The organism is Zobellella denitrificans (assembly GCF_002407485.1).
Classification (GTDB): Bacteria; Pseudomonadota; Gammaproteobacteria; order Enterobacterales; family Aeromonadaceae; genus Oceanimonas; species Oceanimonas denitrificans.
The window spans coordinates 3159049-3185156 of record NZ_CP012621.1; the positions used below are offsets into that span (position 1 = coordinate 3159049).

Here is a 26108-nt window from a genome sequence, read left to right on the forward strand (position 1 = left end):
TGCATGGCCAATGCAACGTTTTATTGATGCACGTCAACAATAAAAACAAGGGATTAACCATGCCGGCCCGGCTCAGTCACCGATAACGGAGAGCAGCAGCAGCAGGGCCAGTCCCAGGCCCGCCAGTATGACCGGATAAATCAGGTAACCGTCGTTGCTGCGGCGGGCCTCCAGGTACATCAGGCGGGTAATGACCAGTTGGTAACTCACCAGCAGGGCGCCGGTCAGCATAAAGGCGCAAACGCCGAGGACGGACATCCTGAGGCCAAAACCGGCGACCAGTCCCAGGTTGACCAGGATCAGGTACAGGGTCACCTTGTGCAAGGTACGCCCCAGCATGGGATTCTCGACTCTGCCGGCTGCCATCACTCCGCCCGTTAACGCTCCACCAACCTCTACTTCCTCTATAACGACCCCGGCGCCAGAAAATAAAGTTGCGGTATGCAAATTGCTTGGCATATGCCATGAAGATCACATACCTGACCCTGGGCCTGCTGCTGGCCCTGCTGCTGGGCGGCCGGGCGGCGGCCCTGCCGCTGCCCGACAGCCTCTACCAGCGCCCGGAAATACAGCGGGAGCTCGACTACCTGCGCCGCCATCCGGCACACCTGGCCCGGGTGCGGGAACGGGCGGAAAACTGGCTTCCCCATCTGCTTCCGCTGCTCCGCGAGCGCGCGCTGCCCGCGAGCCTCGCCTGGCTGCCGGCGGTGGAAAGCGCCTATCTGCCGGGCGCGCTGTCGCCGGCAGGCGCCGCCGGCCTGTGGCAACTGATGCCCGCCACGGCGGAGCGCTTCGGGGTGCCGATGGACACCGGCTTCGATGGCCGCTTCGCCCCCCTGACCGCCAGCCGGGCCGCCCTCGCCTACCTGGCCTGGCTGCATCACCACTTCGACGGCGACTGGCTGCTGGCCCTGGCCGCCTACAATGCCGGCGAGGGACGGGTCCGGCGCGCCATGGAGCGCAGCGGCAGCCGGGACTTCTGGCATCTGCCCCTGCCCGAGGAAACCCGCCACTATGTGCCCCGCTTCCTGGCGGTGCAGTGGCTGCTGCGTCCCCCCCGCGCCGGCACCGCCCCCGTGCTTCGGGAGCACAGGGTGGAGGGCCCTGTCTCCCTGCCGCAACTGGCCGCCCGCCTGGGGGTGACAGTCGAGCAGTTGAAACGCTGGAATCTGGCCCTGAAGGGGGAGTGGCTGTCGGCCCGGCGGGAGTATTCGATCCTGGTCAAGACCACGGAGCAGGACGGCGACGACGGCTTTATCCGCATCCAGCCCCAGCCGCTGTTTATGGCCAGGACGGCGGGGCTGGATCTGTCCGCGGCCGGCGGCCTGTTCGGCGAGGCCGGTCCGGCCTTCGACTTCGCCCCGCCGCCGGGCTGGCCGGGGTACTAGAACGCCATATAGTTTAAAAATCAAGCTGTCAGGCGTGTGCTATCCCTACCTCTCGTCGGCGGCAAACGATGTTTGCAGATTGGCACCGGACTGGCGGAGCGCAGGCGGCCCGCCTGCATTCGCGCGCAGCGCGAACCCTCGGACTGGCCTACCACACCACAGGTTTAAAGAGGCTTGAGGCAGAACAGGCATCGCGGGTCGGGCTGTTTCTTCGCCCACCTCGGTGCCACCCTCATGCGGGCGGGCCGCCCGCGCCCCAAGAATCATCACTGCCTAAGTTTTAAACTGTTCGGTGCTTAGCCACCCGGCCTGTGCCAGGCTACTGCGCGGCCACTTCCTGCGGCGCCGGCGGTTCGCTCAGCCGGGCGCTCTGCTCGGCCTTGTTGAACACTCCGTTCGGCAGGCCGGCGTCGAACAGCTGCTCCAGCAACTGCTCCGCCTGTTGGCTCAGCAGCAGCAGTTCCACCCGGCGGTTGGCGCCCGAGGTCGGCTCCTGCTTGTCGAGCAGGGCCTGATCGGACATGGCCACCACCTGCAGCACCCGGCCCGGCGGCATGCCGGACAGTTCCAGCAACTGGCGCACATTCTGGGCCCGGGCGCCGGACAAGTCCCAGTTGGAATAATGCTGGCTGACGTAGCGTACCGAGTCGGTGTGGCCGGAGATGATCAGCCGGTTTTCCACCTTCTCGAACACCGGCGCCAGATCCTTGAGCAGGGCCTCGAACTGGGCGGACAGCCGGGCGCTGCCCCGGCTGAACATGGGCTGCTGGCTGTGATCGTGGATCTGCACCCTCAGCCCTTCCGGCACTATGTCGAGCAACAGGTTGTCTTCCATGCCCCGGCGCTCGGCCAGTTGGCCGATAAGGATGGCCAGCAGCTGGCGCTCCTGCTCGGACTCGAACCGTCCCCTCGGCAGGGCGGCGGCGCTCAGCTCCCGGCCGGCCTGGGCCAGGCTGTCGGCCAGCGGTGAGCCGGTGCCCGACGGCTGGAGGACGGGGGAGCCCAGCAAGTCCACCGGAAAGGGGGTGCCCCCCAGCAGGTAGGGGCTGGGCGAGCCCTCGAACACCGAGTAGTCGCGCAGGCTGGTGGACACCAGCTCCCGCTCCTGCTCGCTCGATACCGCCAGTATCCACAGCACCATAAACAGCGCCATCATGGCCAGGGCGAAATCGGCAAAGGCCACCTTCCAGGCGCCGCCGTGATGCCCCTCGTGCTTGCCGCGCGACTTGCGCTTGACGATAACGGTGCCGTGATCGCGCATCAGGCGGCGTCCGCTTCGGGTTGCGCCATCCAGGACTCCATCTCGATAAAGCTGGGTTTGATGTCCTGTTCAATCAGCTTGCGTCCGGCATCCACCGCCAGCAGCGGCGACTTGCCGCCGATATGGGCCACCAGCACGGCCCGCACGCACTCCAGGGCGGTGATGCGCCGCCCCACCCACTGCTCCATGGCGTTGCTGAGCGGCCCCAGCAGGCAGTAACAGACGAAGATGCCGAGGAAGGTGCCCACCAGGGCCGCCGCCACGTGCAGGCCGATATAGGTGAGGGGGCCATCCAGGTGCTGCATGGTGATGATGATGCCCAGCACCGCCGCCAGTATGCCGAAACCGGGCATGGCGTCGGCGGTCTTGGCCAGGGCCTGGGAGGGCTTGAGCATGCTCTCCTCCAGCGCCTCTATTTCCGCTTCCAGCAGGGCCTCCAGTTCGTGGGCGTTGAGCTTGCCCATGCCCAGCATGCGCAGGTTGTCGATGATAAAGCCGAGCAGCACCGGGTTGTCGGCCACCAGGGGATAACGACCGAACAGGGGGCTGTCCTTGGGCGATTCCACGTGGCCGTCCAGCGCCTTCAGGCCCTTGGCCCGGGTCTCTTCCAGCAACTGGTGCAGCAGGGGCAGCAACTGGCGGTAGAGTTCGGCCTCGTCCTTGCTGCCTTTCAGTACCGCCTTGAACTGCTGGCCTATGCCTTTCAGTACCGCCATCGAATTGCCCATGATCAGGGCCCCCAGGCCGGCGCCGACGATGATCAGGATTTCGGCCGGCTGCCACAGGGCCACCAGCTTGCCGTTGGCCATGACAAAGCCGCCGAACACGCACACCATGACCACCAGAATACCTACCAGCTTCTGCATTACTGTTCTCCATTCGCCGTGAGTTCACGGTTCAACAAGGCCAGGCACTGCTTGTGCAACTGGCAGACCCTCGATTCGGTGAGATCCAGCACCAGGGCTATCTCCTTCATATTGAGTTCATGCTGGTAATAGAGCGACATCAGCCGCTGCTCCCGCTCGGGCAGGCGGGCCAGCAGGCCGGCGATGGTCCTCTGCTGCTCCAGCCGGCCGATGGCGGCCTCCTGGGCCGGCTCCACCCCGTGCTCCAGCAACTGCTGCAGGCTTTCCATCTCCGCCATCTGGCCGGCGTAGAGGATGTCGCGCAGCTCTTCCATGCCGACCCCCATGGCCCGGGCCAGCTCCGCCTCGGTAGGCCGGCGCCCCAGCCGGCGCAGCAGTTCCCGCTCGACCTGGCTGCACTGGTGGCTCTGCTGGCGCAGCTGGCGCGGCCGCCAGTCGTGGCGGCGCAGTTCGTCCAGGATGGCGCCACGGATCCGCTTGAAGGCAAAAGCCGCGAACCCCTCGTCGGGCGGGCCGCCATAGCGGCGAATGGCTTCGAGCAGGCCCATGATACCGATCTGGGCCAGATCGTCCGCGTCCATCACGGTGCCGGCCTGGTTTCTCAGCTGGCCCAGCACCCGCTTGACCAGCGGCAGGTACTGACCGAGCCAGTAGCTCTCGTTTTCCACCCGGGGTAAGGGGCCGGCATCGTCCGCCGCCGCCCAGTCCAGCTCCAGCAACATGGCGTCTCCTATTGGATGACCAGCTTGGTGATCAGCACCCCTTCCACCGACGGGGCATAGCCGTAGCTTTCCAGCCGTTGGTTGAGCGCCATTTGCAGTTCCTGCTCGAACCGCCCCATTTCCTGCATCTGCTCCTGTACCCGCTCGTGGTCAAAGCCGCTGAAGTAGCCCAGGGTGGTGTTGCGCAGCGCCGGCAGTACCCCCTCCCACAACGGCAGCTGTTCCGCCTGGCGGCTCATCAGGGCCAGCTCCAGCACCATGTAGTGGTTGCGCCCGCTGCCGGGCAGCCCTATCACGAACTGATCCAGTTGCTTGAACTGGGGCTCGGCCACCGGTTCGGGCCCGGCCTTGCGTTCCAGCAGGCCGCCCACCAGTTCACCCCGGGCCCAGCTTTCCCGGTAATCGGCCAGCACGAAGGTGCCGGTCCACATGCCGCCCAGCAGGGCGGCCAGTACCAACAGCGATACCATCAGGGTCTTGGCTCGGGATTTTTCTGCCACTTTCTGCTCCTCTGTTATGCCAGGGCATTGATCCAGTCCCGGGCGCGGGCGCCGCCCCCGGTGGTGTCTTCCTCTTCGGCGATGGCCTTGGCAATCGCCGCTTCGTTGTGCTCTCCCCGCTGGCGCCGATCGTCCTGGCCCACGTTCACTTCCACCCCACCGGCATGGTGAGGCAGCAAGTCGGCCCGCAGCCGGTCGAGTTGGGAGGCCAGCGCCTCGCGTACCGCGCCTTGGCTGGCGTTAAGCTGGATATGCAGGCGATCGCCTTCCAGCCTCACCGTCAGCTCCAGCCGGCCCATTTCCGGCGGATCCAGCTTGATCCTGGCCTGCTGCACCTGCTGGTTGAGCTGCAGCTCCACCTTTTCCTTGAGGGCGTGCAGCAGTTGCTCGCCCAGGGCCGCCTTGTTGCCGGCGGCGCTGTTTTCCACCCTGATGGCGGCCCACTCGTGGACGGCCGTCGACAGGGGCCGCTCGGTCGCCAGGGCGGCCGACGGCACGGAGACGGCGGACGGGGCTGTGCTTTCCGGCTTTTGGGTGGCCAGGGCGGCGGGCGGCATTGGCGCCGACGCCTTGAGCGCCAGCTCACCCTGCAGGGCCAGGGCGCTGGTGCGCCGGCCGGGCCCGGAAACGGACGGCACCGGGCCGTCGGGTTGCCGATGGGCGCCGGGCAGGGCTTCGGCCCTTGCCGCCGGTTCGGTCTCGGCAAAATGCCGGAATCTCAGAGGCCTGGCCGGCTCGTCGTTGCCGGACGGGACGAGCCCGGCCAGCGAAGCCGGCGCCTCCCCCTCCGGTACCGGGGCTATCGCGCCGGAAGCCGCCTCGGCCGGGGAGCCTTCCTCCCGCGCCTCCGGCGTTTCCGGCTTGACCTCCGGCATCTCTTCGGCCAGCGGCGCCGGCTCCCCGGGCAGGGGGACCGCTCCCTCTTCCGCCTGCCCCGGCAACAGCAGCGCCGCCAGGTACCCGGCCATGTCCTCGAACCCCTCGCCCGCCATGTTGTCGGGATGCGGTTCCGGCGATGGCTGAACAAGGCTTCCCCCGCTCAGGGAAAAGGAAGCCGGCAGCGGGGATATCATTCTTCGCCTCCCGCCTGGCTGACCCAGTCGTAGGCGAGCGCGCCCTCTCGCCGTTGCCGCAGGGACTGCAGTTGCTCGTCGAGCCGGTTCGCTTCCTCATCAACCTGCTGCCAGGCCTGGCGGTACTGGCGGCCGAACTGGGCCAGGGCCGCCCGCTGCCGCTCGTCCAGCCCGGCCCGGTGGGGCTCCAGCTCGCCCAGCAGCAGCCTGAGCTGCTTGTCCAGCTCTTCCAGCCAGCCCCATTGCCGGGCGTTTACCGCCTGCTGCACACTGACCTGCAGTTGCAGCAACCGGCCGAACAGCGGGGCTATCGAGGATCCGTTCATGCCCTGCCGCTCCCGTGCCGGCCCAAAGGCGGAATGCCCGTTTCCGCCCCGGCTTCCGCCGGGGTGGACAAGAGGTTCCGCACCGCCATCAGGCTTCGGCCTCCTGGCCGAGCCGTTCCCAGCCCTCGCGCAGATCCTGCAGCACCCGCACCACGGGGGCCAGTTGAGCCACATCGTTGTTCACGCTGGCACCGAACAGCTGCCGCCCGCAATAGTCGTACAGCTGGTGCAGGTTGGTGGCCAGCTCGCCGCCCTGTTCCATGTCCAGGGCGCTGTCAAGGCCACCGAGGATGTCGATGGCCTTGGCGATGGAGGCCCCCTTCTCGCGAATGCGGCCCGCCTGCATATGGCCCTCGGCCCGGGCGATTTCGTCCAGCAGTCCATCCATCAACATCAGCACCAGTTCCCTGGGCGATGCCTGGGCGGCCCGGGCATCGGTCTGGGTGTGCTGGTAAATATCAAAGCCGGAATCGGCATCAAACATGGGAAGCTCCTGCCTCGATCTAGAACATACTCATGGTTTGCTGCATTTGTTGTGCCAATGTTTGCATGCGAGTGAACTGGGCCAGGTAGCGCTGATAGACCTTGTCCATGCGGCTGTCCAGCGCCTCCTGCCGGTCGGTGAGGCGATCCAGCCCCAGCTTGAGGCTGCGGTCCCGCTGCACCAGTATGCCGTTGCGATCCAAGTAGGGCTTGATATCGGTCTCCATCCGGGTCAGCAGGCCGCCAGCGCCGGTCAGGGCCTCCTCCAGGGCACCGGGGCTGCTCTGCTGCAGCTTGGCCATGGCCTCGGTATCCAGCGACAGCTTGCCGTAACGGTCGGTCTTGATGCCGATTTCCGCGAGACTCAGGCCGCCGCCCGGGTTGGACAGGATAGAGCGCAGCCGGCCCACCAGGCCCCGGCTAAGGCTGTCGCCGCTCAGCACCGCCGTTTTGCCCTCGCCACCCTTGGTCTGCTGCTCCACCTCGGCCACCAGGGCGTTGTAGGCGCTCACCACCCCCTTGAGGGATTCCTCTATCGCCGTCTTGTCGGTGGCCACGGTCAGGGTGAGGGGGGCGTCGGTATAGTTGCCGCCGCCATCCCGGGCGTGGGCCTTCTGCACCGTCAGGTTGAGGCCATCGATATGGTTGTCGAAGCTGTTGCTGGCGCTCTTAAGCTCCAGGCCGCCGGCTCCACCCAGCTCGACGATGGCATCCTGGGCCTGGCTGAGTTGAGTCTTGCCCGCCAGGGCCGCCTCCAGCTCGGTGTAGGCGGCGCTGCCATCCCCGCCGTTCAGGCTGATGCTCAGGGCCTGGTCAGCGCCGGTTTTGGCGCCGGTCAGCATCAGGTGGGTCTGGCCGTTGCTGCGTACCAGGGAAGCCTGCACCCCGGCGCCCCCCGCCGCCTGGTTGATGGCGTCGCGCAGGCCGGCCAGGCTCTTGCCCGCGTGGTCGGCCAAATCCAGGCTCAGGGTCTGGCCGGCCACGGTGATCTCCAGCACGCCCTGGGCCGGCACCGTCCAGTTTTCATCCAGGGCCAGGGAATACTGATCCGCCTGGGCCAGCTGCTTGACGTAAAGCTGGTAGTCGCCGTTGACCGCGCCGCTCTTCAGGCTGGCGCTGGCGTAGCCCTCGGCGGAGAAGCTGGCCGCCTGGCTCTGCAGCCCCTTGCCGGCCTTCAGGGCCTTGATGGCATCCTGCAACGCCTGCAGCTTGCCCTTGATCTTGCTGTAGGCGTCCTTCTGGGCGCTGAGCTGGGTGCGCTGGCTCTTGAGCAGGTTGTCCAGCGGCGAACGCTCCGCCGACATCAGCATCTGGGCCATGGTGGACGGGTCCATGCCGTTCATTCCAAACATTGCCACCTCCGGGGTGTGTTGTGATGGGTGCACTGGTTACTGCTAACGACCGGGGTGGCGGCGGACTTGAATCGGCGGGGCAAAAACAAAAAAGGCGGCCACGGGGGGCCGCAAGAGACGAGCCATATCCAAAGGACATGGAACATGAACACAGTAAAAGCAAAGAGGACTCCCTGGCGGGAGTCCAAACATCAGGAAAGAAACGGCGGCTTAACGCAGCAGCGACATCACCAGGCCGCTCATCTGGTTGGCGTTGCTCAGCACCGACATACCGGACTGCATCAGCATCTGGTTCTTGGTCATATTGGAAGCTTCCTGGGCAAAGTCGGCATCCATAATACGGCCCTTGGCGGCTTCGCCATTTTCACGCATATTGCCCAGGTTGGTAATGGTATGCTCCAGACGGTTGATATTGGCACCCAGGGCACCACGGGCCGCGCTTACCGCACCCAGAGTGGTATTTACCAAATCGATGGCAGCAACACCGTTTGCTTCGCTGGTAATATCGGCCAACGCGGTAACCGCAGCATCAGTTGCGGTAATATTGGCGCTGATATCTACAGCCAGTCTTTCCGCTGCACTGGCCCCAATCTGAAAGTTAACCGCAGCGGCAAACTTGCCCCCTTTAAGCAACTTGGTGCCGGCACCATAGCTGGTATTATCCATGATATTACCCAATTCTGCTTTCAGGGCCTGGTACTCGGCATCCATGGCGGTATATTCGTCGGCGCCATTGGTGCCGTTGGCCGCCTGAGTGGCCAGATCCTTCATCCGGTGCAGGATATTGGTCATCTCGTCGAAGGCGCCCTCGGCGGTCTGCATCATGGAGATACCATCCTGGGAGTTGCGCATGGCTACCCCTTGGCCATTGGTCTGGGCCTGCAGGCGCACGGCGATTTGCAGGCCAGCGGCGTCGTCGGCGGCAGAGTTAATACGGAAACCGGTGCCCAGGCGCTCCATGGCATTGCCCAGCATCTTGTTGGTGGAATTCAGGGTGTTCTGGGTCACCAGCGAGGTGTAATTGGTATGAATGGACAGGCCCATAATCTTTTCCTTTTAAAAAGGGTTGCTTGGTTCCCCTTGATAAAACGGCGGCGCCGGACGGCAACTTTAATAAAGGCGGAAATATTTTTTGAGGGGTGAGGAGTGAGGGGTGAGGGGGTTCAAGCGCTTTCGCCGTCACCATGGTTCACAGGCTTGCAATATGGGGCGCGGGCGGCCCGCCCGCATGGATAGGCTCCCCGGTTTCCCGCTGCGCGGGAAGGTAGGCGGGCCGCCTGCGCTCCAGTAGCGAGTGGCCCATTAAAATGGGCCCTACGGCCCGGAGCAGGCCCAGAGGCGTCGGGTTTATTCCTTGCGCAGCAGGGCCACGGCGTTATGGCGGGAGACATTGGCCTGGGCCAGCAGGGCGGCCACCAGTTGCTCGAAGCGGCTGGCGGGGCCGGCCAGGGGCGCGGCGTCGCCCCGCTGCTCGATGGCCGGGGCCGGCCAGTCGTCGGCCATCTGCTGCAGTATCAGCTGGCGCTGGGCCTGCAGTCGCTGGGCATAGTCCTGGATGCGGGTCATCACCCGGTTGAGGTGCTCACGCTCGCTCAACAGCTCACCCTTGCGCGCCGCCTCGGCCAGGGGCGCCAGGGCGTCGGGCTCGGGGCTGGCCTTGATCAATACCGGCTCGCCGGCCGGCACCCGCACCCCCTCGCCCTGCATCAGTATCGGCTGGCGCAGCACGGCGTCCGCCTTGCCTTTCGCCACCAGCTGCACCCTGCCCTGCTCGCTCTCGGCGCTGATGCCGAGCGGCGCCAGGTGGCGGTTGAGCTGGGCCAGGGTCTCCGCCGGCCGCTGGCCCGGGGCTATGGTGATGCCCATGGCCTGCTGCTGGCCCGCCAGCAGCAGCGACACCCGTTCCCGCACCGGGCGCGGCCCCAGCAGATCCACCTTGTCGAGCTGGTAGCGATAACGGGCCGCGTCCCCTTCCAGGGCCCTGGGCTGCAGCCGGGCGTCCAGTTGCCCTTCCCGTTGCAGTTGCTCCGACAGCCGGGCCAGTTGTTCGCCCCAACGCCCCTGCTGCTCCGGGCTCATGGCCGAGGCGTGCATGCGCTGGGCCAGGGTGCGCAGCTGCAGGTACACCTGGCTCAGGGACTGCTCCGCCGCCTGCAGCTGGGCCACCCGGTTCTGGGCCTGGCCGAGCCTGCCCCACTGCTGGAAGCGGCCGGGCGCGGAGAGCGGCGTTTCCTGCCGCTCCCGCCGCGCCGCCTTGTCCTCGCCGGAGGCCGGACTGCCGGCGATGGTTGCCGGCGCCGCCACCCCGGACTGGACCGGGCCGAGGCGGGCATTGTTCACTTGCATAGGGGTTACCGTCATCCGTTACAGGGCGTTGAACAGGGAAAGCTTGTTGACGTTCACATAGGTCTGCTGGGTACTCTGCAGCGCCAGCAGGATCTGCTGCATGTTCATGGCCGCCTCGCCGTAGTCGAGGGCGGACAGCTCGTTGTGCAGCCCCTGACCGAACACCTTCATCTCGCCATGGGCGGCCACCACCTGATCCAGGCTGTTGATGCGCCCGCCGATATCGGTCAGCGCCCGGGTGATGTTGCCGATGCCCTGGTCCAGGCTGTCGAGCATATCACCCACCGCGGTGCCGATATTGCCGGGAGTGGTTTGCAGCAGTTCGATAAAGTCGTGGATATCCTGCAGCAAATTGCCGCCGTTGAACAGCAGCCGTTCGGCGCTGTCGTTGGCCGGCACCATAACGCCGCTGGCGATGGCCACCATGCGCTGGTAGTCGTCGCCCTGGTAGTCGAACACCCCGGGGGCGGTCTCGGCCACCGCCGGCAGATCGGTGCGGGAGCCGGAGAAGACATAGTGGCCTTCCTCGTTGCGGGCGTTGGCCAGGTCGAGCAGGGCCTGCTTGAGGGACACCATCTCGTGGGTCAGGGCCTGGCGCTCGGCCAGCTCGTAGCTGCCGTTGCCCGCCTCCACCGTCATGTCCCGCAGCCGAAGCAGTATCTCCTTCATGCTGTCTATCTGGGTTTCCTGCTGGCCGAGCCGGCTCTTCACCTGGACGGCGTTCTTCTCGTACTGGGTGAGGGCGCTCAGTTCCTTGTCGATGCCCTGCAGCCGTACCGTGGCCAGGGGATCGTCGGAAGGCTTGAGCAGGCGGTTGCCGGTGGCCATCTGCTGCATCAGCTTGCCGTAGTCGGCACCGCCCTGCTGCAGGCTCTGCATCACCATCCGCTGGATTTGTCCTGTACTTACACGCATGGGGGAATCGTCCTCGCTGGGCGGTTACATCATGTTCAACAGGGTGTTGAACAGCTGGTCGGCGGTGCTGATGACCTTGGCGTTGGCCTGGTAGTGCTGCGTATAGGTCATCATGTTCATCGCCTCTTCATCCAGGTTGACGCCGCTCACCCCGTCGCGCCGGGCCTGGGCCTCGGCGCGGATATTCCTGGCCGCCGCCGCGTCCGCCTGCCACTGGGCGCTGGTGATGGCCAGTTCCCCCACCAGGGTGCGAAAGGCTTCGTAACTGTCGTCTTCCAGCGCCAGCAGGGCCCGCAGGTTGTCGTTGTTGCCCGGCCCGGCGGCACTGGTGCCGGACAGGGCCAGCTCTTCGGCCCGCAGGCCCTCCGTCACCCGGATACTGCCGGCGGCGTCTCCCGCCTCCAGGCTGAACAGGGGCCGGCCCGGCTGGCCGTCGAGATCCTCGCCCAGGGCCAGTTGATCGTTGATTCTGGTGGCAAGGTCGGCCGCAATGCGGTTGAGTTCCTCCCGGGCCGGTTGCAGCTGCTGGTGCAGGTGCAGCACCAGGCCGCCCAGGCTGCCGCCAGTGCCACCGTCGAGGGGAAACACCTGGTTGCCGAAATGCACGCTGATGTCCTGATCCTGGCGTTCGATGCGGGCCGCCTGGTTGCCCAGCACCAGGGGCTGGCCCAGGCTCAGGCTGACGTTGACGGTGCCGTCCTGCTGGCGCGAGGTACGGATTTCCACCAGCTCCGACAACCGGCGCAGGGTCTCGTCGCGGCTGTCTTCGAGGATGCCGGTGTTGCCGCCCTTGGCGCCCACCTTCTTGATCTGGTCGTTGAGCTCGGCCACCTGGGCCAGCAGGCTGTTGGCCTGGCTGTTGACCGCATCGGCCTGATCCAGCACCCGCCGCTGCTGGGCGTCCAGTTGGGCGGCGAGGTGGTTGAAGCGCTGGGCCAGGGCGCCGGCGGAGGCGATGATCTGCTGGCGGGGGGCGATGCTCTGGGGCGTTTCCGCCGCGCTGTGCAGGGCGGCGAAGAAGTTGTTGAGGCCGGGCAGCAGGCTGCTGTCCTGACTGTCGAGCACCGTTTCCATCTGTTCCAGGTAGGCGCTCACCTGGCTCCGGTAGCCGGCGTCGGACTCGGCGCGCCACAGCTGCACCGCGAGAAAGTCGTCGGTCACCCGGCGCAGGCCGGTCACCTGCACGCCGTTGCCACCCATAACGCCAAAGCCGGCCTGGCGGGCGCTCAGCTGCACTTCCTGGCGGCTGTAGCCGGGCACGTTCACATTGGCCACGTTCTGGCTCATGGTATTGAGGGCGGTCTGGGAGGCCAGCAGCCCCGACAGGGCGTTGTTGATCATTGCCATTGAAATTATCCGTTCCTGTGCGTCCTCAGCGGCTGGCTGAAGGCGGCGATGGGCGTCTCCCCACTAGCAACGACCGCGGCGCCGGAATTCTTTAACGCCCCGCTCAACTGTTCGACCAGCAGGCCCTTGAGCCCGGTCTGCCCCCGGGAGGCCAGCTCGACCGCTATCTGGCCGTCGTACCAGTCGCGCATCATCTCCTCCCGGGGACCGGGAGCGAAAGGGCCGTCGGGATCCCGCAGGGCGTCGCTGGCCGAGCGCATCTGCTTGAGCACCTGTTGCAGGAACAGGGCCTCGAACTGCTCCGCCGCCTGCTCCACCGCCTGTTCGACGGGCTGCTGCTTGAGCTGCTCCAGCCCCTGCCATTGCAGGTAAGTCGCGGTTTGGGTTTTCATCTGTTCTCCTACAACACCACCAGTTCCGCTTCCAGCGCGCCGGCCTCGTTAAGCGCCTGCAGTATCGACATCAGGTCGTCCGGCTTGGCGCCCAGGCTGTTGACCGCCTGCACTATCTCGTCGAGGGAGGTACCCTCGGGCCAGACGAACATGCGCCCATCCTCCTGCTCCACCCGCAGGTCCGACTCGGGCGTGACCGTGGTCTGGCCCTGGGACAGGGGATTGGGCTGGCTGACGTTGAAGCGCTCGGTGATGGTCACCGTCAGGTTGCCGTGGCTCACCGCCGCGGCGCGCACTTTCACATCCTGCCCCACCACCACGGTGCCGGTGCGGCTGTTGAACACCACCCTGGGCCTGTTCTGGCCCATTTCCACCCGGATATCCTCCAGCATCGACATAAAGGTCACCCGCTGGCGGCTGTCGGCCGGCGCCTGCACCTCGATGGCCCGGGGGCCGGTGGCCCTGGCCACGTCGGGGCCGAACACCTGGTTGATGGCCTGCTCCACATTGCGCGCGGTGCGGAAGTTGGCGTCCTTGAGGTTGAGGGTCACCATGGGGGCACTGGCGAAGGTGGAGGGAATTTCCTGCTCGATCAGCGCCCCGTTGGGGATGATGCCGGCGGTGGGCACGTTGACCGTGACCGAGGAGCCGCTGTTGCCCTCGGCCTGCAGGCCGCCCACCACCAGGTTGCCCTGGGCCACGGCGTAAACCTGGCCGTCCACCCCGCGCAGGGGGGTGAGCAGCAGGGTGCCGCCGCGCAGGCTGCGGGCATCGCCGATGGAGGAAACGGTCACGTCCAGGGTCTGGCCCCGCCCGGCCAGGGCCGGCAGGGTGGCGTGCACCGACACCGCCGCCACGTTCTTCAGGCGGGGATCCGTGCTGTCGGACAGCTGCACCCCGAACTGGCGCAGCATGTTGGTCATGGACTGGCCGGTAAACTTGACCTGGCTGCGATCGCCGGTGCCGGACAGGCCCACCACCAGGCCGTAGCCCACCAGCTGATTGTCGCGGATGCCCTGCACGTCCACCACGTCCAGCAGCGGGCGCACCCGGGGCTGGGCTTCGGCCAGCACCGGCAGCCAGGCCAGCAACAGCACCATCAATATCGGCATTCTCATGACAACTCCTAGAGGGGGAACCAACTGCTGTTGAAGAAACGGGTCAGCCAGCCGGCCTGGTTGGTGTCCGCCAGGGCACCGCGACCGGCGTAGGTGATGCGGGCATCGGCCAGGCGCTGGGAGGAGACCCGGTTCTGGCCGTCGATGTCGTCCACCCGCACCAGGCCGTTCAGGCGCACGTATTCGTCGCCCTGGTTGAGGCGTATCCACTTTTCGCCCCGCACCCGCAGCACGCCGTTGGGCAGCACCTCGGCCACCGTCACCGTGATGGAGCCGGACAGGGTGTTCTGCTGGCTGGTGCTGGCGGAGCCCCGGAAATCCCGGTCCACCGATCCCTCCAGGGTCAGGTTGGTCCTGAGCTTGCGTCCCACCATGGGTGCCGGGATGTCGATGCCGCTGTTCTTGCCCATGCTGGTGTCGGCCTTCTTGCTGGACTGGGTGCGCTCTTCCAGGGTGATGGTCAGGATATCGCCCACCCGGTAGGCCCGCCGGTCCTGGAACAGGGTGATCATGGAGTTCTGGCTGAAGGCGCTGCCGTCGCGGCCCGGCTCCGCCTGCGACGTCTGGCCCAGGGTCGGGGCCCAGTCCTCCTCGCCCGGCTCCGGCGGGATCAGTTCATAGGTGGTGCAACCGGCCAGCCCCAGCAGGCCGGCCCAGAGCCAGTGTCTGAGCTTTTTCATCAGAGTGCCTGGCTCACGAACTTGAGCATCTGATCGGCGGCGGACACCACCTTGGCGTTCATCTCGTAGGCCCGCTGGGTGGTGATCATGTCCACCATCTCCTCCACCACGTTGACGTTGGAGCCTTCCAGGGTGCCCTGCTTGAGGGTGCCCAGGGCGTCGTCACCGGCCTGGCCCTCCAAGGGTTCGCCGGATGAACCGGTCTGGCGGTAGAGGTTGCCGCCCATGGCTTCCAGCCCCGCCGGATTGGTGAAGTTCACCAGGGTGATCAGCCCCAGCTCCTGGGGATCGGCCTGGCCGGCCAGGGTGGCGGTGACGGTGCCGTTGGCGCCCACCGCCACATTGATGGCGTTTTCGGGGATCTCTATCTGAGGCACCAGGGGCAGGCCCTCGGCGTTGACCATCAGGCCCTCGGCGTTGCGGTGGAACTGGCCGTTGCGGGTGTAGACCAGTTCGCCGTTGGGCCGCTCTATCTGGAAGAAACCCTGGCCGACGATGGCCAGATCCAGCTCCTGGCCGGTGTTCTGGAAGCTGCCGGTGGTAAAGACTTTCTGGGTGCCGACCACCTTGACGCCGTTGCCCATCTGGATGCCGGAGGGCACCTGGTTCTGCTGATCCGCCGCCGCACCGGGCTGGCGCTGCACCTGGTAGAACAGATCCTCGAAGGCCACCCGATCCCGCTTGAAACCCACGGTATTGACGTTGGCCAGGTTGTTGGAAATGGCGGTCATGCGCGCATCCTGCGCGCTCAGACCGGTCTTGCTTACCCATAAGGCTGAATGCATGCTGTTATCCTGTTGGTTGATTCAAAATCGCGGCCACGGCTCAGCTGCCGCGGATCAGCCGGCCGCCGGCCCGGGCCTGGTCATCGGCGGCCTTCATCACGTTGACCTGCAGCTCGAACTGGCGCCCCAGGGCCATGGTGTGCACCATCTCTTCCACCACGTTGACATTGGCCCCTTCCAGGTAGCCCTGCTTGAGCACCACCTCGTCGTCCTGCTCCAGCTGCCGGCCCTGCTCGGCATGGAAGAGGCCGTCCAGCCCCTTCTTCAGATCCCCGGCCTGGGGCAGCACCAGCTTGATGCGCCCCCCCTCCACCTGGGCGCCGCCGCCCGGCGGGATCAGGCTGAGGGTGCCGTCGGCGCCGATTTCCATCTTGCTGAATTCGGGCAGCACCAGGGGGCCACCGTCGCCCACCACCGGGTAGCCGTTGATGGTCAGCGCGCCTTCGGGACTGATCAGCATGTTGCCGGCCCGGGTGTAGGCTTCCTGCTCGCCGTTTTGCACGGCAATAAAGCCCTCGCCCTGGACGGCGATGTCCAGATCACGGCCGGTCGGCTGCAAGGGCCCGGGCGCCATGTTGGTGCCGGCCGGCTGGCTCTGGGCCAGGGCGCGGGTGCGCAGGCCGTCGCCGGCCAGGAAGTGGGCCGAGGCCTGCTCGTAGTCGGCCCGGAAACCCTGGGTGTTGGCGTTGGCCAGGTTGTTGGCCCTGATGGACTGGGCCATCATGCTGTGCTGGGCCCCCGACATGGCGGTGTATAGCAGGCGATCCATTCACTAATCCTTAAAACGAGTTGAACAGTACCTGGGTCATCTTGTCGGCGGTGCTGATGCTCTTGGAGTTGGCCTGGTAGTTGCGCTGGGCCGTCATCAGGTTGACCAGCTCGCCGGTCAGCTCCACGTTGGAGCCCTCGTAGGCCCCGGCGGTCAGGCTGCCCAGAGTGCCGGTGCCGGGCTCGCCGATGGCCGGCGCGCCCGAGGCGAAGCTCTGGTACCAACTGGTGTCGTCGCCCTGGCGCAGGCCGTTGGGGTTGGCGAAGTTGGCCATCACCACCTTGCCCTTGAGCTGATCCTGGCCGTTGGTGAACACCGCGTACATGTCGCCGTTGGATTCGAAGCGCACGCCCGCCAGCTCGCCGGCGGTATGGCCGTCGGGCTGGTTGCGGGACACGTTGAAGTCGGCGGCGAACTGGGTCATGCGGGACGGATCCAGGGTCACCGTCATGGCGTCGGCGCCGGCGGGGGCAAAGTTGAGGGTGATATTGCCCGCCGGGGTGGCCAGGGTGCCGTCGGTATTAAAGGTCAGGGCCTGGGCGCCGCCTACGGCGTTGCCGTCTATCCGATAGTTCACTTCCCAGCTGTTGGCACCGGTCTTGACGAAATACTGGGTCAGTATATGGCGGGTACCGAGGGAGTCGTACAGCTCGCTGGACTGGGAGAAGTTGTAGCTGGTGGCGTCGTCCGGGTCGAAGGCGTTGGCGGGAACAGTGGCGTCGGCCTTGAGGTTGGCGACAAAGTCCAGCCGGGTACTGGCCTTGGCCGGCAGGTTGGCCACGTCCACCCGCAGATCCTGCACCACGCCGTTGATCAGCTGGCCGGCGGCATTGGTCATGTAGCCCTGCAGCCGCATGCCGTTGTTGGCCACGATAAAGTTGTCCGCGTCGCGGTTGAAGGTGCCGGCCCGGGTATAGGCGGTCTGGCCGTTCAGGCTGGTCATAAAGAAGCCGTTGCCGGAAATGGCCAGGTCGAGAGAGCGGCCGGTGTTGACCACGTCGCCGTCCCGCTCGAAGTTCTGGGACACGTTGTTCACCTCCACCCCGCCGGGCTGGCCGCCGCCGTAGACGGCGGCGAATTCGGCCCTGGCGCTCTTGAAGCCGGCGGTGGAGACGTTGGCGATGTTGTGGCTGATCACGCCGAGGGACTGGTTGGTCGCCCGCAATCCGCTCAGGCCGATGCTGTAGGACATGAGTGTGCTCCTTGAAAGGGGGTTAGGGCTGACCGAACTCGGTCACCCGGAATAACGACACCTGGCCGATGCCGGCCAGGCTGAGCATGATGTCGCCGCCACCACCGGGCAGGCTGACCTTCTCGACGGTGCGGGAAAGATAAGGAGCCAGGGGCGTCGTCTGTCCGTCCTTATGGGCCAGCACCCGGAACCGGTAGTCGCCGGCCGGCAGGGAAGGCAGGTTGAAGCCAACCTCGCCGCTGACCCCGCCCCACTCCTGTTCATGCACGGCCTTGCCCGCGTTGTCGAACACCGTCAGGCTCAGTTTCTGGGTACCCGCCGGCACCGGGATATGCCCCTGCAGGGCTTCCGCCTCGCTCAGGCTGATATTCTGGGCCGGCACCGTCACCTGCTTGCCCATCAGGGAGGTGCTGCCCAGCACCTGCAGGGTATCGAGCAGGGTGGCCTGCTGCTGGCCCTGCATCTTCATCTGCTCTATGCCCTCCACCATGCTGAACTGGGCCAGCTGGCTGACGTACTGGGTGCCGTCCAGGGGGTTGAGCGGATCCTGGTTGTTGATCTGGGCCACCATCATCTGCAGGAATTCGCTGCGCAGGCTGCCGATGTCGTTGCTGGGGGCAATGTTGTTCAGGGAGGAACCCATGGCCCCGTCCAGGCCGTTGATGCTTGCCAGTGCCATGATCAGCGCTGCCCCAGGTTGAGCAGCCCCTGCTGCATGCTGTTGACCCGGCCGATGACTTCCACCGCCGACTCGAAGCTGCGGGAGGCGGACATCATGTCGGCCATCTCCTCCATCACGTTGACCCCGGCGTGGTACACATAGCCGTCGTTGTCGGCCAGGGGATGATCCGGCTGGTGGCGCCGCTCGGGCACCCGGTCGGACTGGAGCACGCCGGCGATATTGACCTTGGCGCCCTTGAGCTCACCGTCCTGAGCCTGCTGGTAGAGGGTGGCGAACACCGGCTTGATGGCCCGGTAGGCCTCGTTTTCGCTGGCCGCCACCGAGCCGGCGTTGGCCAGGTTGGAGGCCACCGTGTTCATGCGGCTGGTCTGCGCCTGCAGGGCGCTGGCCGCGATGTCATAAACGCCGCTAAACGACATGATCAACGTCCTTCTATGGCCTGGTTGAGGCCGCGTAGCTTGATGTTCAGGAAAGTCAGGCTGGTCTGAAAATCCATGGCATTTTCGGCGAAGGCGGTCTGCTCCACCGACAGTTCCACCGTGTTGCCGTCCCGGGCCGGCTGGTAGGGAATGCGATACAGGTTTTCACTGGCCAGGGACGGCTTGTCCCGGCCCTGTTCCAGTTGCCGGGCGGCCTGCTGCAACACGGTGCGGTAGTCGACATCCCGGGCCAGATAGCCGGGGGTATCCACGTTGGCCAGGTTGCCCGCCAGCAATTGTGTTCTGTCCATCCTGAGCGATAATGCGTAGGGATGAATGCCAAGCGCCTTGTCCAGCCCCAGAGCCATCCGCTTTCCTCGTTTGGTAATCGAATCTGTGAGCCTGTTGCTAACAAGAACCATGCCATCAATAAAAAGAATTAAATTTCAATGAATTACATAAATAGCCGGGGCCATTTCCGCCCCCCATGGGAAATGCGGCTTCCGCCCGGAAAACTACTGCTGCTGTGCCTGCTGTTCGCCCTGCCGGTGCGGGCCGAGCTGGCCGCTCAGCTTCAGCGGGAAGCGGAATCGCGCCTGCAGGCGCACGCCGAACAGCAGGCCTGGCCGCCCTACCGGGCCGAGTTCGAGCCCTGGCTGCCCGCCGGCGCCGCCCAGTTGCCCGCCTGCGAGCAGGCACCCCGCTTCTCCCCGGCCCAGCCGGACGCCCGCCCCTGGGGCCGCATCCCCTACCTGATCCAGTGCCCCGACAGCCCCGGCTGGCAGATCCGGGCCAGGCTCATGGTGCGGGTACGGCTGCCGGTGTGGGTCGCGGCCGAGCCCCTGTCCCGGGAGCAGGAACTGGTTTCCGCCCGGCTCGAACTGCAGGCCATGGACATTGGCCGGTTGCACCGGGGCTTTGTCAGCGGCCCCCGCCCCGGCGCGCAGCGATTGCTGCGGGATCTGCCGGCGGGCGAGCCGCTCTACCCGGCCCTGCTGGCCCCGGCCTGGCTGGTGCGCCGGGGAGAGCCGGTGGTGATCGAGGCGGTGGGCGAGAGCTTCACCATCAGCACCCGGGGCCTGGCCCTGGACAACGGCGCCGAGCGGGAGCTTATCCGGGTGCGCAACAGCGATTCGGGCCAGGAAATCCGGGCCCGGGTGGTGGGCGCCAACCGGGTGCGGACCCTGTTGTGATTGGCATTCAAGTTTTTCCGCCGGCGGGTCGTTATATCCCGGTAGCTGCGGATAAAAGGTAGAGAATCATGAAGATCACGCCCCAGAGGATAGGCGCCCTCGGCCCCCTCTCCTCCCAGGACGACAGCCGGAAAGGCCCGGCGACCGAGGTTTCGCCCCGGCAGGAAAGCGCGCCCAGGCTCAGCCAGGAGCTGAAGATGGTCCAGCAGGCACGAGCGGCGCTCGACGCCCTGCCGGAGGTGGACATGGACAGGGTGGCCGCCCTGCGCCAGGCCATCGCCGACAACGCCCTGCCCCTGGACATGGACGCCCTGTCCCGGGCCGTCATGGATCTGCACGGCAAGCCATGAGCCGGGAGCGACTGCAACGGCTCTGGCAACTGATCGGCCAGGAGCTGGAAGGCTACCGCCGGCTGCACCGCCTCCTGCTGCAACAGGGGCGGCTGCTGCTCGGCCAGGATCACCAGGGCCTGCTGGCGCACAATCCCCGCCAGCTGCAGCTCGCCGCTCGCCTGGGCGAGCTCGGCGAACAGCGGGAGGCGCTGGCCCAGGCCCTTTCCGGCAGCAGGGGCGCCGACGCCATCGAACGGTTGTGCCGGCAACTGCCCGACAAGCCGGCCCGGGAATTGGGGCGGCAATGGCGGGAGCTGCTGGCCACGGCCCGCCACTGCAAACAGCTGAACGACGGCAACGGCCGCCTGCTGGCCAGCCAGAAGGAATGGCTGGAACGCCATCTCAATCTGAACGCCCCCACCTACGCGCCGGACTGACCGGTTGGGCGACGTGTAGGGCGACTGCAGGGTCGACTTGTAGGGTCGAATTTATTCGGCCGAACCCCGGCTCAGGCACCATTCCAGCTGGTTTTCCCATTCCCGGTTCTGTTGCCGGCGTTGCAGCTCCTGCCGCCGCTCCTGCTCCAGCAGCTCCAGCCCCTTGACCTTGCCCGCCTGCTGGCGGCTCAGGCGGGCGAAGCGCTCCCTGTCCTGGGTGGCGGCCTGCAACTGCCGCTGCTGGACTGCCAGCACCTGCTCCAGATGCTGCCGGATCTGCCCCTGGTTGAGCAGGCCGAGGGCAGAGGTGCGCGCCTGGGGCTCGGCCAGCAGTTGCCGGGCCTGCCGCAGCCGCTGCTCTTGCTCCTGCAGCACCGCCTCCCGCTCGGCCAGCCGGTCCCGTTGCTGCAACAGGCTGTCCAGTTGCTGCTGTTGCTGTTTGATCAAATGGTTACGCATCCTGCTCTCCGGTCAGTGCGGCCAGGGCCCGCAGGCTCTCGGCCAGATCCACCGCTTCCTCCTCCCGCTGCTGCAGGAACTGCTGCAACTGCGGATAGCGGGCGATGGCTTCGTCCGTCTCCGGGCTTTTGCCGGCCTGGATGCCGCCCAGGGGCAGCAGCTCCCGCACCTGCTGGTAGAGGCTGAACCAGCGCTTGCACTGCACCGCCCGGGTCCAGTGCGGCGGCTCGGCCACCTTGCTCATCACCCGGCTGATGGAGGCGCCGATGTCGATGGCCGGATAGTGGCCCTGCTCGGCCAGGCGCCGGCTCAGCACGATGTGGCCGTCGAGGATGGCCCGGGCCGCGTCGGCCACCGGCTCCTGCTGATCGTCCCCCTCCGCCAGCACCGTGTAGAAGGCGGTCAGGCTGCCCTGGGGGTGGTGGCCGTTGCCGGCCCGCTCCACCAGCTCGGTCAGGGCGCTGAAGGCGGAAGGCGGATAGCCCCTGGCCACCGGCGGCTCGCCCACCGCCAGGCCGATTTCCCGCCGGGCCTGCACGAAGCGGGTCAGGGAGTCCATCAGCAGCAATACGTCCCGGCCCTGATCGCGGAAATACTCCGCCACCCGGTGGCAGGCCTCCGCCGCCCGCACCCGCAACAGCGGGCTCTGATCCGCGGGCGCCGTGATCACCACCGCCTTGGCCCGTCCCTCGGGCCCCAGGCAGTCGTCGATAAATTCGCGCACCTCCCGCCCCCGCTCGCCGATCAGGCCCACCACCACCACCTCGGCGCGGGTATAACGGGCCATCATGCCGAGCAGCACGCTCTTGCCCACGCCGGGGCCGGCAAAGAGCCCCATGCGTTGGCCCTTGCCCGGGGTCAGCAGGGCATTGATGGCGCGCACCCCCACGTCCAGCGGCTCGCTTACCCGCTGGCGGTGCAGGGGATTGGGCACGGGGGCGTGCCAGGGGATCTGCCGCCCCAGTTTCAGGGGTAGCCCATCCAGCGGCCGCAGCTGGCCGTCCAGGATGCGGCCGAGCAGGTTGTCGCCCACCGCCAGCCGGGCATCCGGCGAGCAGGGGCTCACCCGGGAGCCGGTAAAAAGGCCCGACGGCTGCGCCAGCGGCATCAGCAGGGCCTGTTCCCGATCCAGGCCCACCACCTCGGCTTCCAGCTCGCCACCACCATGGGTCTCGACGCGGCAGCGCTGGCCCAGGATCAGCCGGCAACCGGACACTTCCAGCACCATGCCGGTCACCCGGAGCAGGCGGCCGTAAACCTGGCCGACGCCGAGATCCTCGTCCAGCGCCGCCCTGGCCTGCTGCAGCCGCGCCTCAAGCCGGCTCATCGCCGGCTTCCAGTCCCTGGCTCACCCGGGCGATGCCCTTTTGCAGCCGTTCCTCGGTCAGGGCCTCCAGGGTCAGGGTTTCGGTTTCTATGCGGCAGTCCCCCGGGGCCAGGGCCGGGTCGGTGTGCAGCGTCCAGCCCTGGCAGTCGGTGATGCCGAGGGCCTGCAGCCGCTGCTGATCATCGGGGTTCAGAAACAATTGCAGCTCCTGCACCCGGGGATCTATCCCCTTTAACGCCTCTTCCACTATCGCCAGTACCTGCTGGGGATTCAGGGTCAGCTCGGTGCGGATCACCCGCCGCGACACCTCTTCCACCAGCTCGCAGATCTGCTGCCGCTGCTGGCGCAGCGCCGACAGGGACAACTGCTGCCATTGCTGCTCGGCCCCCGTCTGCCACTGGCGCAGCTCCTCCGCCAGGGTTCGCTGCAGCTCCTTCAACTGGGCCAGACCCTGCTGCCGCCCCTGCTCGAAGCCGGCCTGGCGACCACTTTCCGCCCCGGCCTCGTAGCCGGCCTGGCGGCCCTGCTCCAGCCCCTGTTCATAGCCTTGCTCAAAGCCCTGCCGGAACCGCTCTTCGTCCTGCTCCGCCGTCTCCCGTACTTCCGCCTCGCCGTAGAGGGAGGGAAAGCGGTAGCGGCGATAGCCGCCGGCGGGCCATTTGCTGCCTGAAGGACCCTTCACTAGCTCACCACCTGTTCTTCATACAGCTGGAACTCCAGCTCGCCCAGTTCGACCAGTTCGCGCACCAGCGCCATGACCTGGAGCCGTGCATTGTCCACCTTGCTCACCGCCACCGCGCCCTGGCGCAACATGTCCTGCTCCATCTGCTGGGCCATGCGCCTCGGCATGGCTTCCAGCATGACCCGGCGCACATTGCTGTCGGCGCCCTTGAGCGCCAGCCCCAGCGTCTCCAGCGGCAGTTCCTGCACGATGCGCTGCAGGGTTTCCGGGGTCTGCCGGGCCAGGCTGGTAAAGTCGTACATGTTGCGCTCGATATGGCCGGCGGTATCCGCATCCTGCTGCTTGATGGCCTCCATCAGCTGGCCGCGGTTGCCCTGGTAGCGGTTGACGATATCGGCCACCTGGCGTACCCCGTCCACCCGGGCACCGGCGTTCTCGGCCACGAAATCCAGGCAGCGCCGCAGCGCCGCCTTCAGCTCCACCACCACGAACTCGCTCACTTCGCTCAGGTTGGCCACCCGCAGCAACAGTTCGTCGTGCACGCTTGCCGGCAGCAGGGACAGCACCGCCGCCGCCGAGTCCGGCGGCAGGAAGGCCAGGATCACCGCCTGCATCTGGGGATGCTCCTGCTGCAGGAAGCGCGCCAGCACCTCGGGCTGCACCCATTGCAGCCGCTGGATCTCCTGGCGGACCTGATCCCCGTACATGGAGTCGAGCAGGCCCCGGGCCAGCTTTTCGCCCAGGGCCAGGTCCAGGGTTCGTTCCAGGTACTCCCGGGAGGCGGAATTGATGCCGCTCTGCTGGCGGAACAGGTCGAAAAACTCCTGCAGGGTGCCCTTGGCGGAGTCGGCCGACACGCCCGACAACCTGGCCATGGCCGCCGTCACCTTGCGCACATCGTCCCGGTCCAGCCGCTGCAGCACCCGGGCGGCGGCGGCCTCGCCCATGCTGAGCAGCAGCACGGCGGCCTTTTCCATTTCATCCAGCGCCATGGCCGTCTGTTGCTCAGTCATGATCTTTAATCCAGTGTTTGATGACTTCCGCCACCCGATCGGTTTCCCGCTCGGCCAGGATCTGCAGGTGGGCCACCTGCACCTTCAGTTCGCTGCCGGGGGGCGGCAGCTGCCACTCCCGCTCATCCATCTCCCAGGGCAGCAGGGTATGGGGACCGGCCTTGCCGGGCGAGGACGATTCCTGCCCCGCCACCGCCAGCCGGCCCGGTTCCCGGGACAGGGCCGGGGCGGGCGCCCCCGCCACCAGGGCGTCCTCGTCCCGCCTGGCCGCCGCCAGCTGGCGACCGTTGAGGTGGCGCACCAGCGGCCGTACCCCGAACAGCAACAGGGCCAGCAGCATCAGGCCGGCGGCCAGGTAGCGGGCATAGTCCTGCCATTCGGGGCTCTGCCACCATTGGGGCTCGGGCGGAAACTCGGTCAGCACCGCCTGGGGGGTGAAGTCGAAGCTGGTCAGGGCGAACTGGTCGCCCCGCGCCCCATTGAAGCCCACGGCTCCCTGCACCATCTGTCCCAGTTGCTCCAGCTGCGCCTGCTGCCAGCCGCCTTCCGGCGCCACCCCATTGTTCAGCAGCACCGACACGCTGAGCTGGCTGAGCCGGCCGGTCTGGTAGCGGGTATGCACCACGGAGCGGCCACTCTCGAACTGGCGCTGGAATTCACGCCGTTCCCGCAGGTTCTGGTTCGGTTGCTTGTCGCCCTCGGCGTCCTCCCCGGTCTGGGGCGGCACATTGGCCAGGGCGCCGGGAATGCCCAGGCCCAGGCTGTCCTGGCTGTTGTTTTCGCTGCCGCTCTCCCGCAGCAGCACCGGGCTCTGGTCCAGGGTTTCCCGGGTTTCCTCGACCGCGTTGAAATCCAGCTCGGCGGTGACCTTCACCCGGAAATTGTTGGCCCCCAGCACCGGATAGAGCATGTCCCGGGCGCGCTGGGTCAGTTGCTGCTCCAGCTGGCGGGTAAGCTCCACCTGGCGCAGGCTCAGGCCCCGGCTGAGGCCGTCGGCGGCCAGGTGGTCGCTCAGCAGCTGACCGCCCTGGTCGATCACCGACACCTTGTTGTTTTCCATGCCCGGCACGCTGCCGGCCACCAGGTTGACGATGCCCTCCACCTGGCTCGGATCCGGCTGCCGGCCGGGGATGATGTCCAGCATCACGGACGCGGTCGGGGTCTGCTCGGCCCGGCCGATAAAGAGGGTGCGCTCGGGTACCGCCAGGTGCACCCGGGCGTTGCGCACCCAATCCAGCGCCATGATGGTGCGGGCCAGCTCACCTTCGAGGGCATGGCGATAGCGGCGGGTTTCCATAAACTGGCTGGTGCCCAGGCCGGTATGCTGGGCCAGGCCGTCCAGGCCGGTCGGCAGCACCGCCTTGATACCGCGGGAGGCCAGCAGCATGCGGGCCTGGCCCAGCAGCCCCGGCTCCACCAGTATCTCCCCGCTCTGGGGGTCGAGGCGAAAGTCTATCTTGCCCGCCTCCAGGGCCTCGACGATGCTGCCCTTGTCGTAGAGTTCCTGCTTGCCGTACAGGGGCACATAGCTGCGTCCCGACTGCCACAGCAGCCCTACCACCGCCACGGCGATCACCGAGGCCAGCAGGCTGAGCAGCAGCACCTGCCGATGGTGGCGGGACAGCCCCTGCCAGCGGGACCAGCCCTGGCCCAGGGAGGCCTTGAGCTGCCGGCCCGCGGCCAGGCCGGGGTTGTTGATGGATTGCACTTCGGCCATGGAGTCTCCTTACAGCGGCATGCGCATGATGTCGTCGAAGGCGGTCGTCAGCTTGTTCCTGATCTGCACCAGGGCGGAGAAGCTGAGCCCGGCCTTCTGGCTGGCGAGCATGGCGCCCACCAGGTCGTCGCTGGCGCCGGTCTCCACCGCCGTCATCAGCCGGGCCGACTGCACCTGCTCGGCATTGATGCCGCGCACCGACTGCTTCATCAAGTCGGTAAAGGAGCCCTGCTCCACCGCCGGTGCGATGTCGCCGCCGGCGGCGCGTTGCTGCAGTTGCGTCATCCGCACCAGCATCGCCTGTTGTTCTGTCTGGAGTGAGATATTCATCA

At 66.7% G+C, this 26108-nt stretch carries 32 protein-coding genes; 4 read left to right on the plus strand and 28 right to left on the minus strand.

Features of this window, described 5'->3' with window-relative positions; all coding sequences use genetic code 11:
- Positions 1-72: 72 nt before the first annotated feature.
- Positions 73-366, minus strand: coding sequence for a hypothetical protein (locus tag AN401_RS14890; protein WP_096779782.1), 294 nt, complete (start codon positions 364-366; stop codon positions 73-75).
- A 98-nt stretch (positions 367-464) separates the two neighbouring features.
- Here AN401_RS14890 and AN401_RS14895 point away from each other — a divergent pair, with 98 nt between their 5' ends.
- Complete coding sequence (locus tag AN401_RS14895; protein ID WP_096779783.1) at positions 465-1388, plus strand: lytic transglycosylase domain-containing protein; 924 nt, start codon at positions 465-467, stop codon at positions 1386-1388.
- Between the two features lie 319 nt (positions 1389-1707).
- On the opposite strand, the gene AN401_RS14900 is transcribed toward AN401_RS14895, so the two are convergent.
- From AN401_RS14900 to flgB, 21 genes are all read right to left on the minus strand, one after another.
- A complete protein-coding gene (locus AN401_RS14900; RefSeq protein ID WP_094040723.1) occupies positions 1708-2649 on the minus strand; it encodes a flagellar motor protein MotB in 942 nt (313 codons plus the stop codon).
- Positions 2649-3515 (minus strand): flagellar motor stator protein MotA, encoded by an 867-nt coding sequence (gene motA, locus AN401_RS14905; protein WP_096779784.1) that lies wholly within the window; start codon positions 3513-3515, stop codon positions 2649-2651. The genes AN401_RS14900 and motA overlap by 1 nt, the downstream gene beginning before the upstream one ends.
- Complete coding sequence (locus tag AN401_RS14910) at positions 3515-4237, minus strand: FliA/WhiG family RNA polymerase sigma factor (protein ID WP_094040721.1); 723 nt, start codon at positions 4235-4237, stop codon at positions 3515-3517. Before AN401_RS14910 ends, motA begins: the two co-directional genes overlap by 1 nt.
- 8 nt (positions 4238-4245) lie before the next feature.
- Complete coding sequence (locus AN401_RS14915; protein ID WP_176442082.1) at positions 4246-4737, minus strand: flagellar basal body-associated FliL family protein; 492 nt, start codon at positions 4735-4737, stop codon at positions 4246-4248.
- A 14-nt stretch (positions 4738-4751) separates the two neighbouring features.
- Complete coding sequence (locus AN401_RS20330) at positions 4752-5810, minus strand: flagellar hook-length control protein FliK (protein ID WP_269769023.1); 1059 nt, start codon at positions 5808-5810, stop codon at positions 4752-4754.
- Complete coding sequence (locus AN401_RS14925) at positions 5807-6136, minus strand: hypothetical protein (RefSeq protein ID WP_094040720.1); 330 nt, start codon at positions 6134-6136, stop codon at positions 5807-5809. The genes AN401_RS20330 and AN401_RS14925 overlap by 4 nt, the downstream gene beginning before the upstream one ends.
- An 88-nt stretch (positions 6137-6224) precedes the next feature.
- Positions 6225-6620: a flagellar export chaperone FliS gene (gene fliS, locus AN401_RS14930; protein WP_094040719.1), complete on the minus strand. Its 396-nt coding sequence runs from the start codon at positions 6618-6620 to the stop codon at positions 6225-6227.
- A gap of 19 nt (positions 6621-6639) precedes the next feature.
- The gene (fliD, locus tag AN401_RS14935; RefSeq protein WP_232513328.1) at positions 6640-7971 is read right to left on the minus strand and encodes a flagellar filament capping protein FliD; all 1332 of its coding nucleotides are present in this window, start codon (positions 7969-7971) and stop codon (positions 6640-6642) included.
- A 210-nt stretch (positions 7972-8181) separates the two neighbouring features.
- The gene (gene lafA, locus AN401_RS14940) at positions 8182-9015 is read right to left on the minus strand and encodes a lateral flagellin LafA (protein ID WP_096779785.1); all 834 of its coding nucleotides are present in this window, start codon (positions 9013-9015) and stop codon (positions 8182-8184) included.
- A 303-nt stretch (positions 9016-9318) separates the two neighbouring features.
- Complete coding sequence (locus AN401_RS14945) at positions 9319-10317, minus strand: hypothetical protein (protein ID WP_096779786.1); 999 nt, start codon at positions 10315-10317, stop codon at positions 9319-9321.
- Between the two features lie 18 nt (positions 10318-10335).
- On the minus strand, positions 10336-11232 hold the full coding sequence (flgL, locus tag AN401_RS14950; RefSeq protein WP_096779787.1) for a flagellar hook-associated protein FlgL: 897 nt from the start codon (positions 11230-11232) through the stop codon (positions 10336-10338).
- Between the two features lie 24 nt (positions 11233-11256).
- The gene (gene flgK / locus AN401_RS14955; RefSeq protein WP_096779788.1) at positions 11257-12579 is read right to left on the minus strand and encodes a flagellar hook-associated protein FlgK; all 1323 of its coding nucleotides are present in this window, start codon (positions 12577-12579) and stop codon (positions 11257-11259) included.
- A 5-nt stretch (positions 12580-12584) separates the two neighbouring features.
- The gene (locus tag AN401_RS14960) at positions 12585-12971 is read right to left on the minus strand and encodes a rod-binding protein (protein WP_096779789.1); all 387 of its coding nucleotides are present in this window, start codon (positions 12969-12971) and stop codon (positions 12585-12587) included.
- An 8-nt stretch (positions 12972-12979) separates the two neighbouring features.
- Positions 12980-14083, minus strand: coding sequence for a lateral flagellar basal body P-ring FlgIL (fgIL, locus tag AN401_RS14965; RefSeq protein WP_408645776.1), 1104 nt, complete (start codon positions 14081-14083; stop codon positions 12980-12982).
- Between the two features lie 14 nt (positions 14084-14097).
- Positions 14098-14772: a flagellar basal body L-ring protein FlgH gene (flgH, locus tag AN401_RS14970; protein WP_094040712.1), complete on the minus strand. Its 675-nt coding sequence runs from the start codon at positions 14770-14772 to the stop codon at positions 14098-14100.
- Entirely contained in the window at positions 14769-15554 is a 786-nt protein-coding gene (gene flgG, locus AN401_RS14975; RefSeq protein ID WP_094040711.1) for a flagellar basal-body rod protein FlgG, read from the minus strand. Before flgG ends, flgH begins: the two co-directional genes overlap by 4 nt.
- Before the next feature lie 40 nt (positions 15555-15594).
- Positions 15595-16323 (minus strand): flagellar basal body rod protein FlgF, encoded by a 729-nt coding sequence (locus AN401_RS14980; protein ID WP_096779791.1) that lies wholly within the window; start codon positions 16321-16323, stop codon positions 15595-15597.
- Positions 16324-16333: 10 nt separating this feature from the next.
- Positions 16334-17515 (minus strand): flagellar hook protein FlgE, encoded by a 1182-nt coding sequence (gene flgE / locus AN401_RS14985; protein WP_094040709.1) that lies wholly within the window; start codon positions 17513-17515, stop codon positions 16334-16336.
- A 22-nt stretch (positions 17516-17537) separates the two neighbouring features.
- Positions 17538-18194 carry a flagellar hook assembly protein FlgD gene (locus AN401_RS14990; RefSeq protein ID WP_096779792.1) on the minus strand — a complete coding sequence of 219 codons (657 nt, stop codon included), beginning with the start codon at positions 18192-18194 and terminating at the stop codon, positions 17538-17540.
- Between the two features lie 2 nt (positions 18195-18196).
- On the minus strand, positions 18197-18616 hold the full coding sequence (gene flgC, locus AN401_RS14995) for a flagellar basal body rod protein FlgC (RefSeq protein WP_094040707.1): 420 nt from the start codon (positions 18614-18616) through the stop codon (positions 18197-18199).
- 2 nt (positions 18617-18618) lie between these two features.
- Positions 18619-18984: a flagellar basal body rod protein FlgB gene (gene flgB, locus AN401_RS15000; protein ID WP_094040706.1), complete on the minus strand. Its 366-nt coding sequence runs from the start codon at positions 18982-18984 to the stop codon at positions 18619-18621.
- Positions 18985-19065: 81 nt separating this feature from the next.
- Between flgB and flgA the strand changes: the two genes are divergently transcribed.
- The 3 genes from flgA (at position 19066) to flgN (ending at position 20578) form a co-directional block, all read left to right on the plus strand.
- Positions 19066-19809 carry a flagellar basal body P-ring formation chaperone FlgA gene (gene flgA, locus AN401_RS15005; protein ID WP_232513329.1) on the plus strand — a complete coding sequence of 248 codons (744 nt, stop codon included), beginning with the start codon at positions 19066-19068 and terminating at the stop codon, positions 19807-19809.
- A 68-nt stretch (positions 19810-19877) separates the two neighbouring features.
- Positions 19878-20159: a flagellar biosynthesis anti-sigma factor FlgM gene (gene flgM, locus AN401_RS15010; RefSeq protein WP_094041219.1), complete on the plus strand. Its 282-nt coding sequence runs from the start codon at positions 19878-19880 to the stop codon at positions 20157-20159.
- Positions 20156-20578: a flagellar export chaperone FlgN gene (flgN, locus tag AN401_RS15015; RefSeq protein ID WP_096779794.1), complete on the plus strand. Its 423-nt coding sequence runs from the start codon at positions 20156-20158 to the stop codon at positions 20576-20578. The genes flgM and flgN overlap by 4 nt, the downstream gene beginning before the upstream one ends.
- Before the next feature lie 51 nt (positions 20579-20629).
- On the opposite strand, the gene AN401_RS15020 is transcribed toward flgN, so the two are convergent.
- From AN401_RS15020 to fliE, 6 genes are read right to left on the minus strand one after another with little or no spacing between them, the layout of a single operon-like run.
- A complete protein-coding gene (locus tag AN401_RS15020) occupies positions 20630-21037 on the minus strand; it encodes a hypothetical protein (RefSeq protein WP_096779795.1) in 408 nt (135 codons plus the stop codon).
- Positions 21030-22364 (minus strand): FliI/YscN family ATPase, encoded by a 1335-nt coding sequence (locus AN401_RS15025; RefSeq protein WP_096779796.1) that lies wholly within the window; start codon positions 22362-22364, stop codon positions 21030-21032. Before AN401_RS15025 ends, AN401_RS15020 begins: the two co-directional genes overlap by 8 nt.
- The gene (locus AN401_RS15030) at positions 22351-23046 is read right to left on the minus strand and encodes a FliH/SctL family protein (protein ID WP_094041223.1); all 696 of its coding nucleotides are present in this window, start codon (positions 23044-23046) and stop codon (positions 22351-22353) included. The genes AN401_RS15025 and AN401_RS15030 overlap by 14 nt, the downstream gene beginning before the upstream one ends.
- The gene (locus AN401_RS15035) at positions 23046-24059 is read right to left on the minus strand and encodes a FliG C-terminal domain-containing protein (RefSeq protein WP_094041225.1); all 1014 of its coding nucleotides are present in this window, start codon (positions 24057-24059) and stop codon (positions 23046-23048) included. Before AN401_RS15035 ends, AN401_RS15030 begins: the two co-directional genes overlap by 1 nt.
- A complete protein-coding gene (gene fliF, locus AN401_RS15040; protein ID WP_096779797.1) occupies positions 24052-25776 on the minus strand; it encodes a flagellar basal-body MS-ring/collar protein FliF in 1725 nt (574 codons plus the stop codon). Before fliF ends, AN401_RS15035 begins: the two co-directional genes overlap by 8 nt.
- A gap of 9 nt (positions 25777-25785) precedes the next feature.
- Positions 25786-26106 (minus strand): flagellar hook-basal body complex protein FliE, encoded by a 321-nt coding sequence (gene fliE, locus AN401_RS15045; RefSeq protein WP_094041231.1) that lies wholly within the window; start codon positions 26104-26106, stop codon positions 25786-25788.
- Positions 26107-26108: the final 2 nt, after the last annotated feature.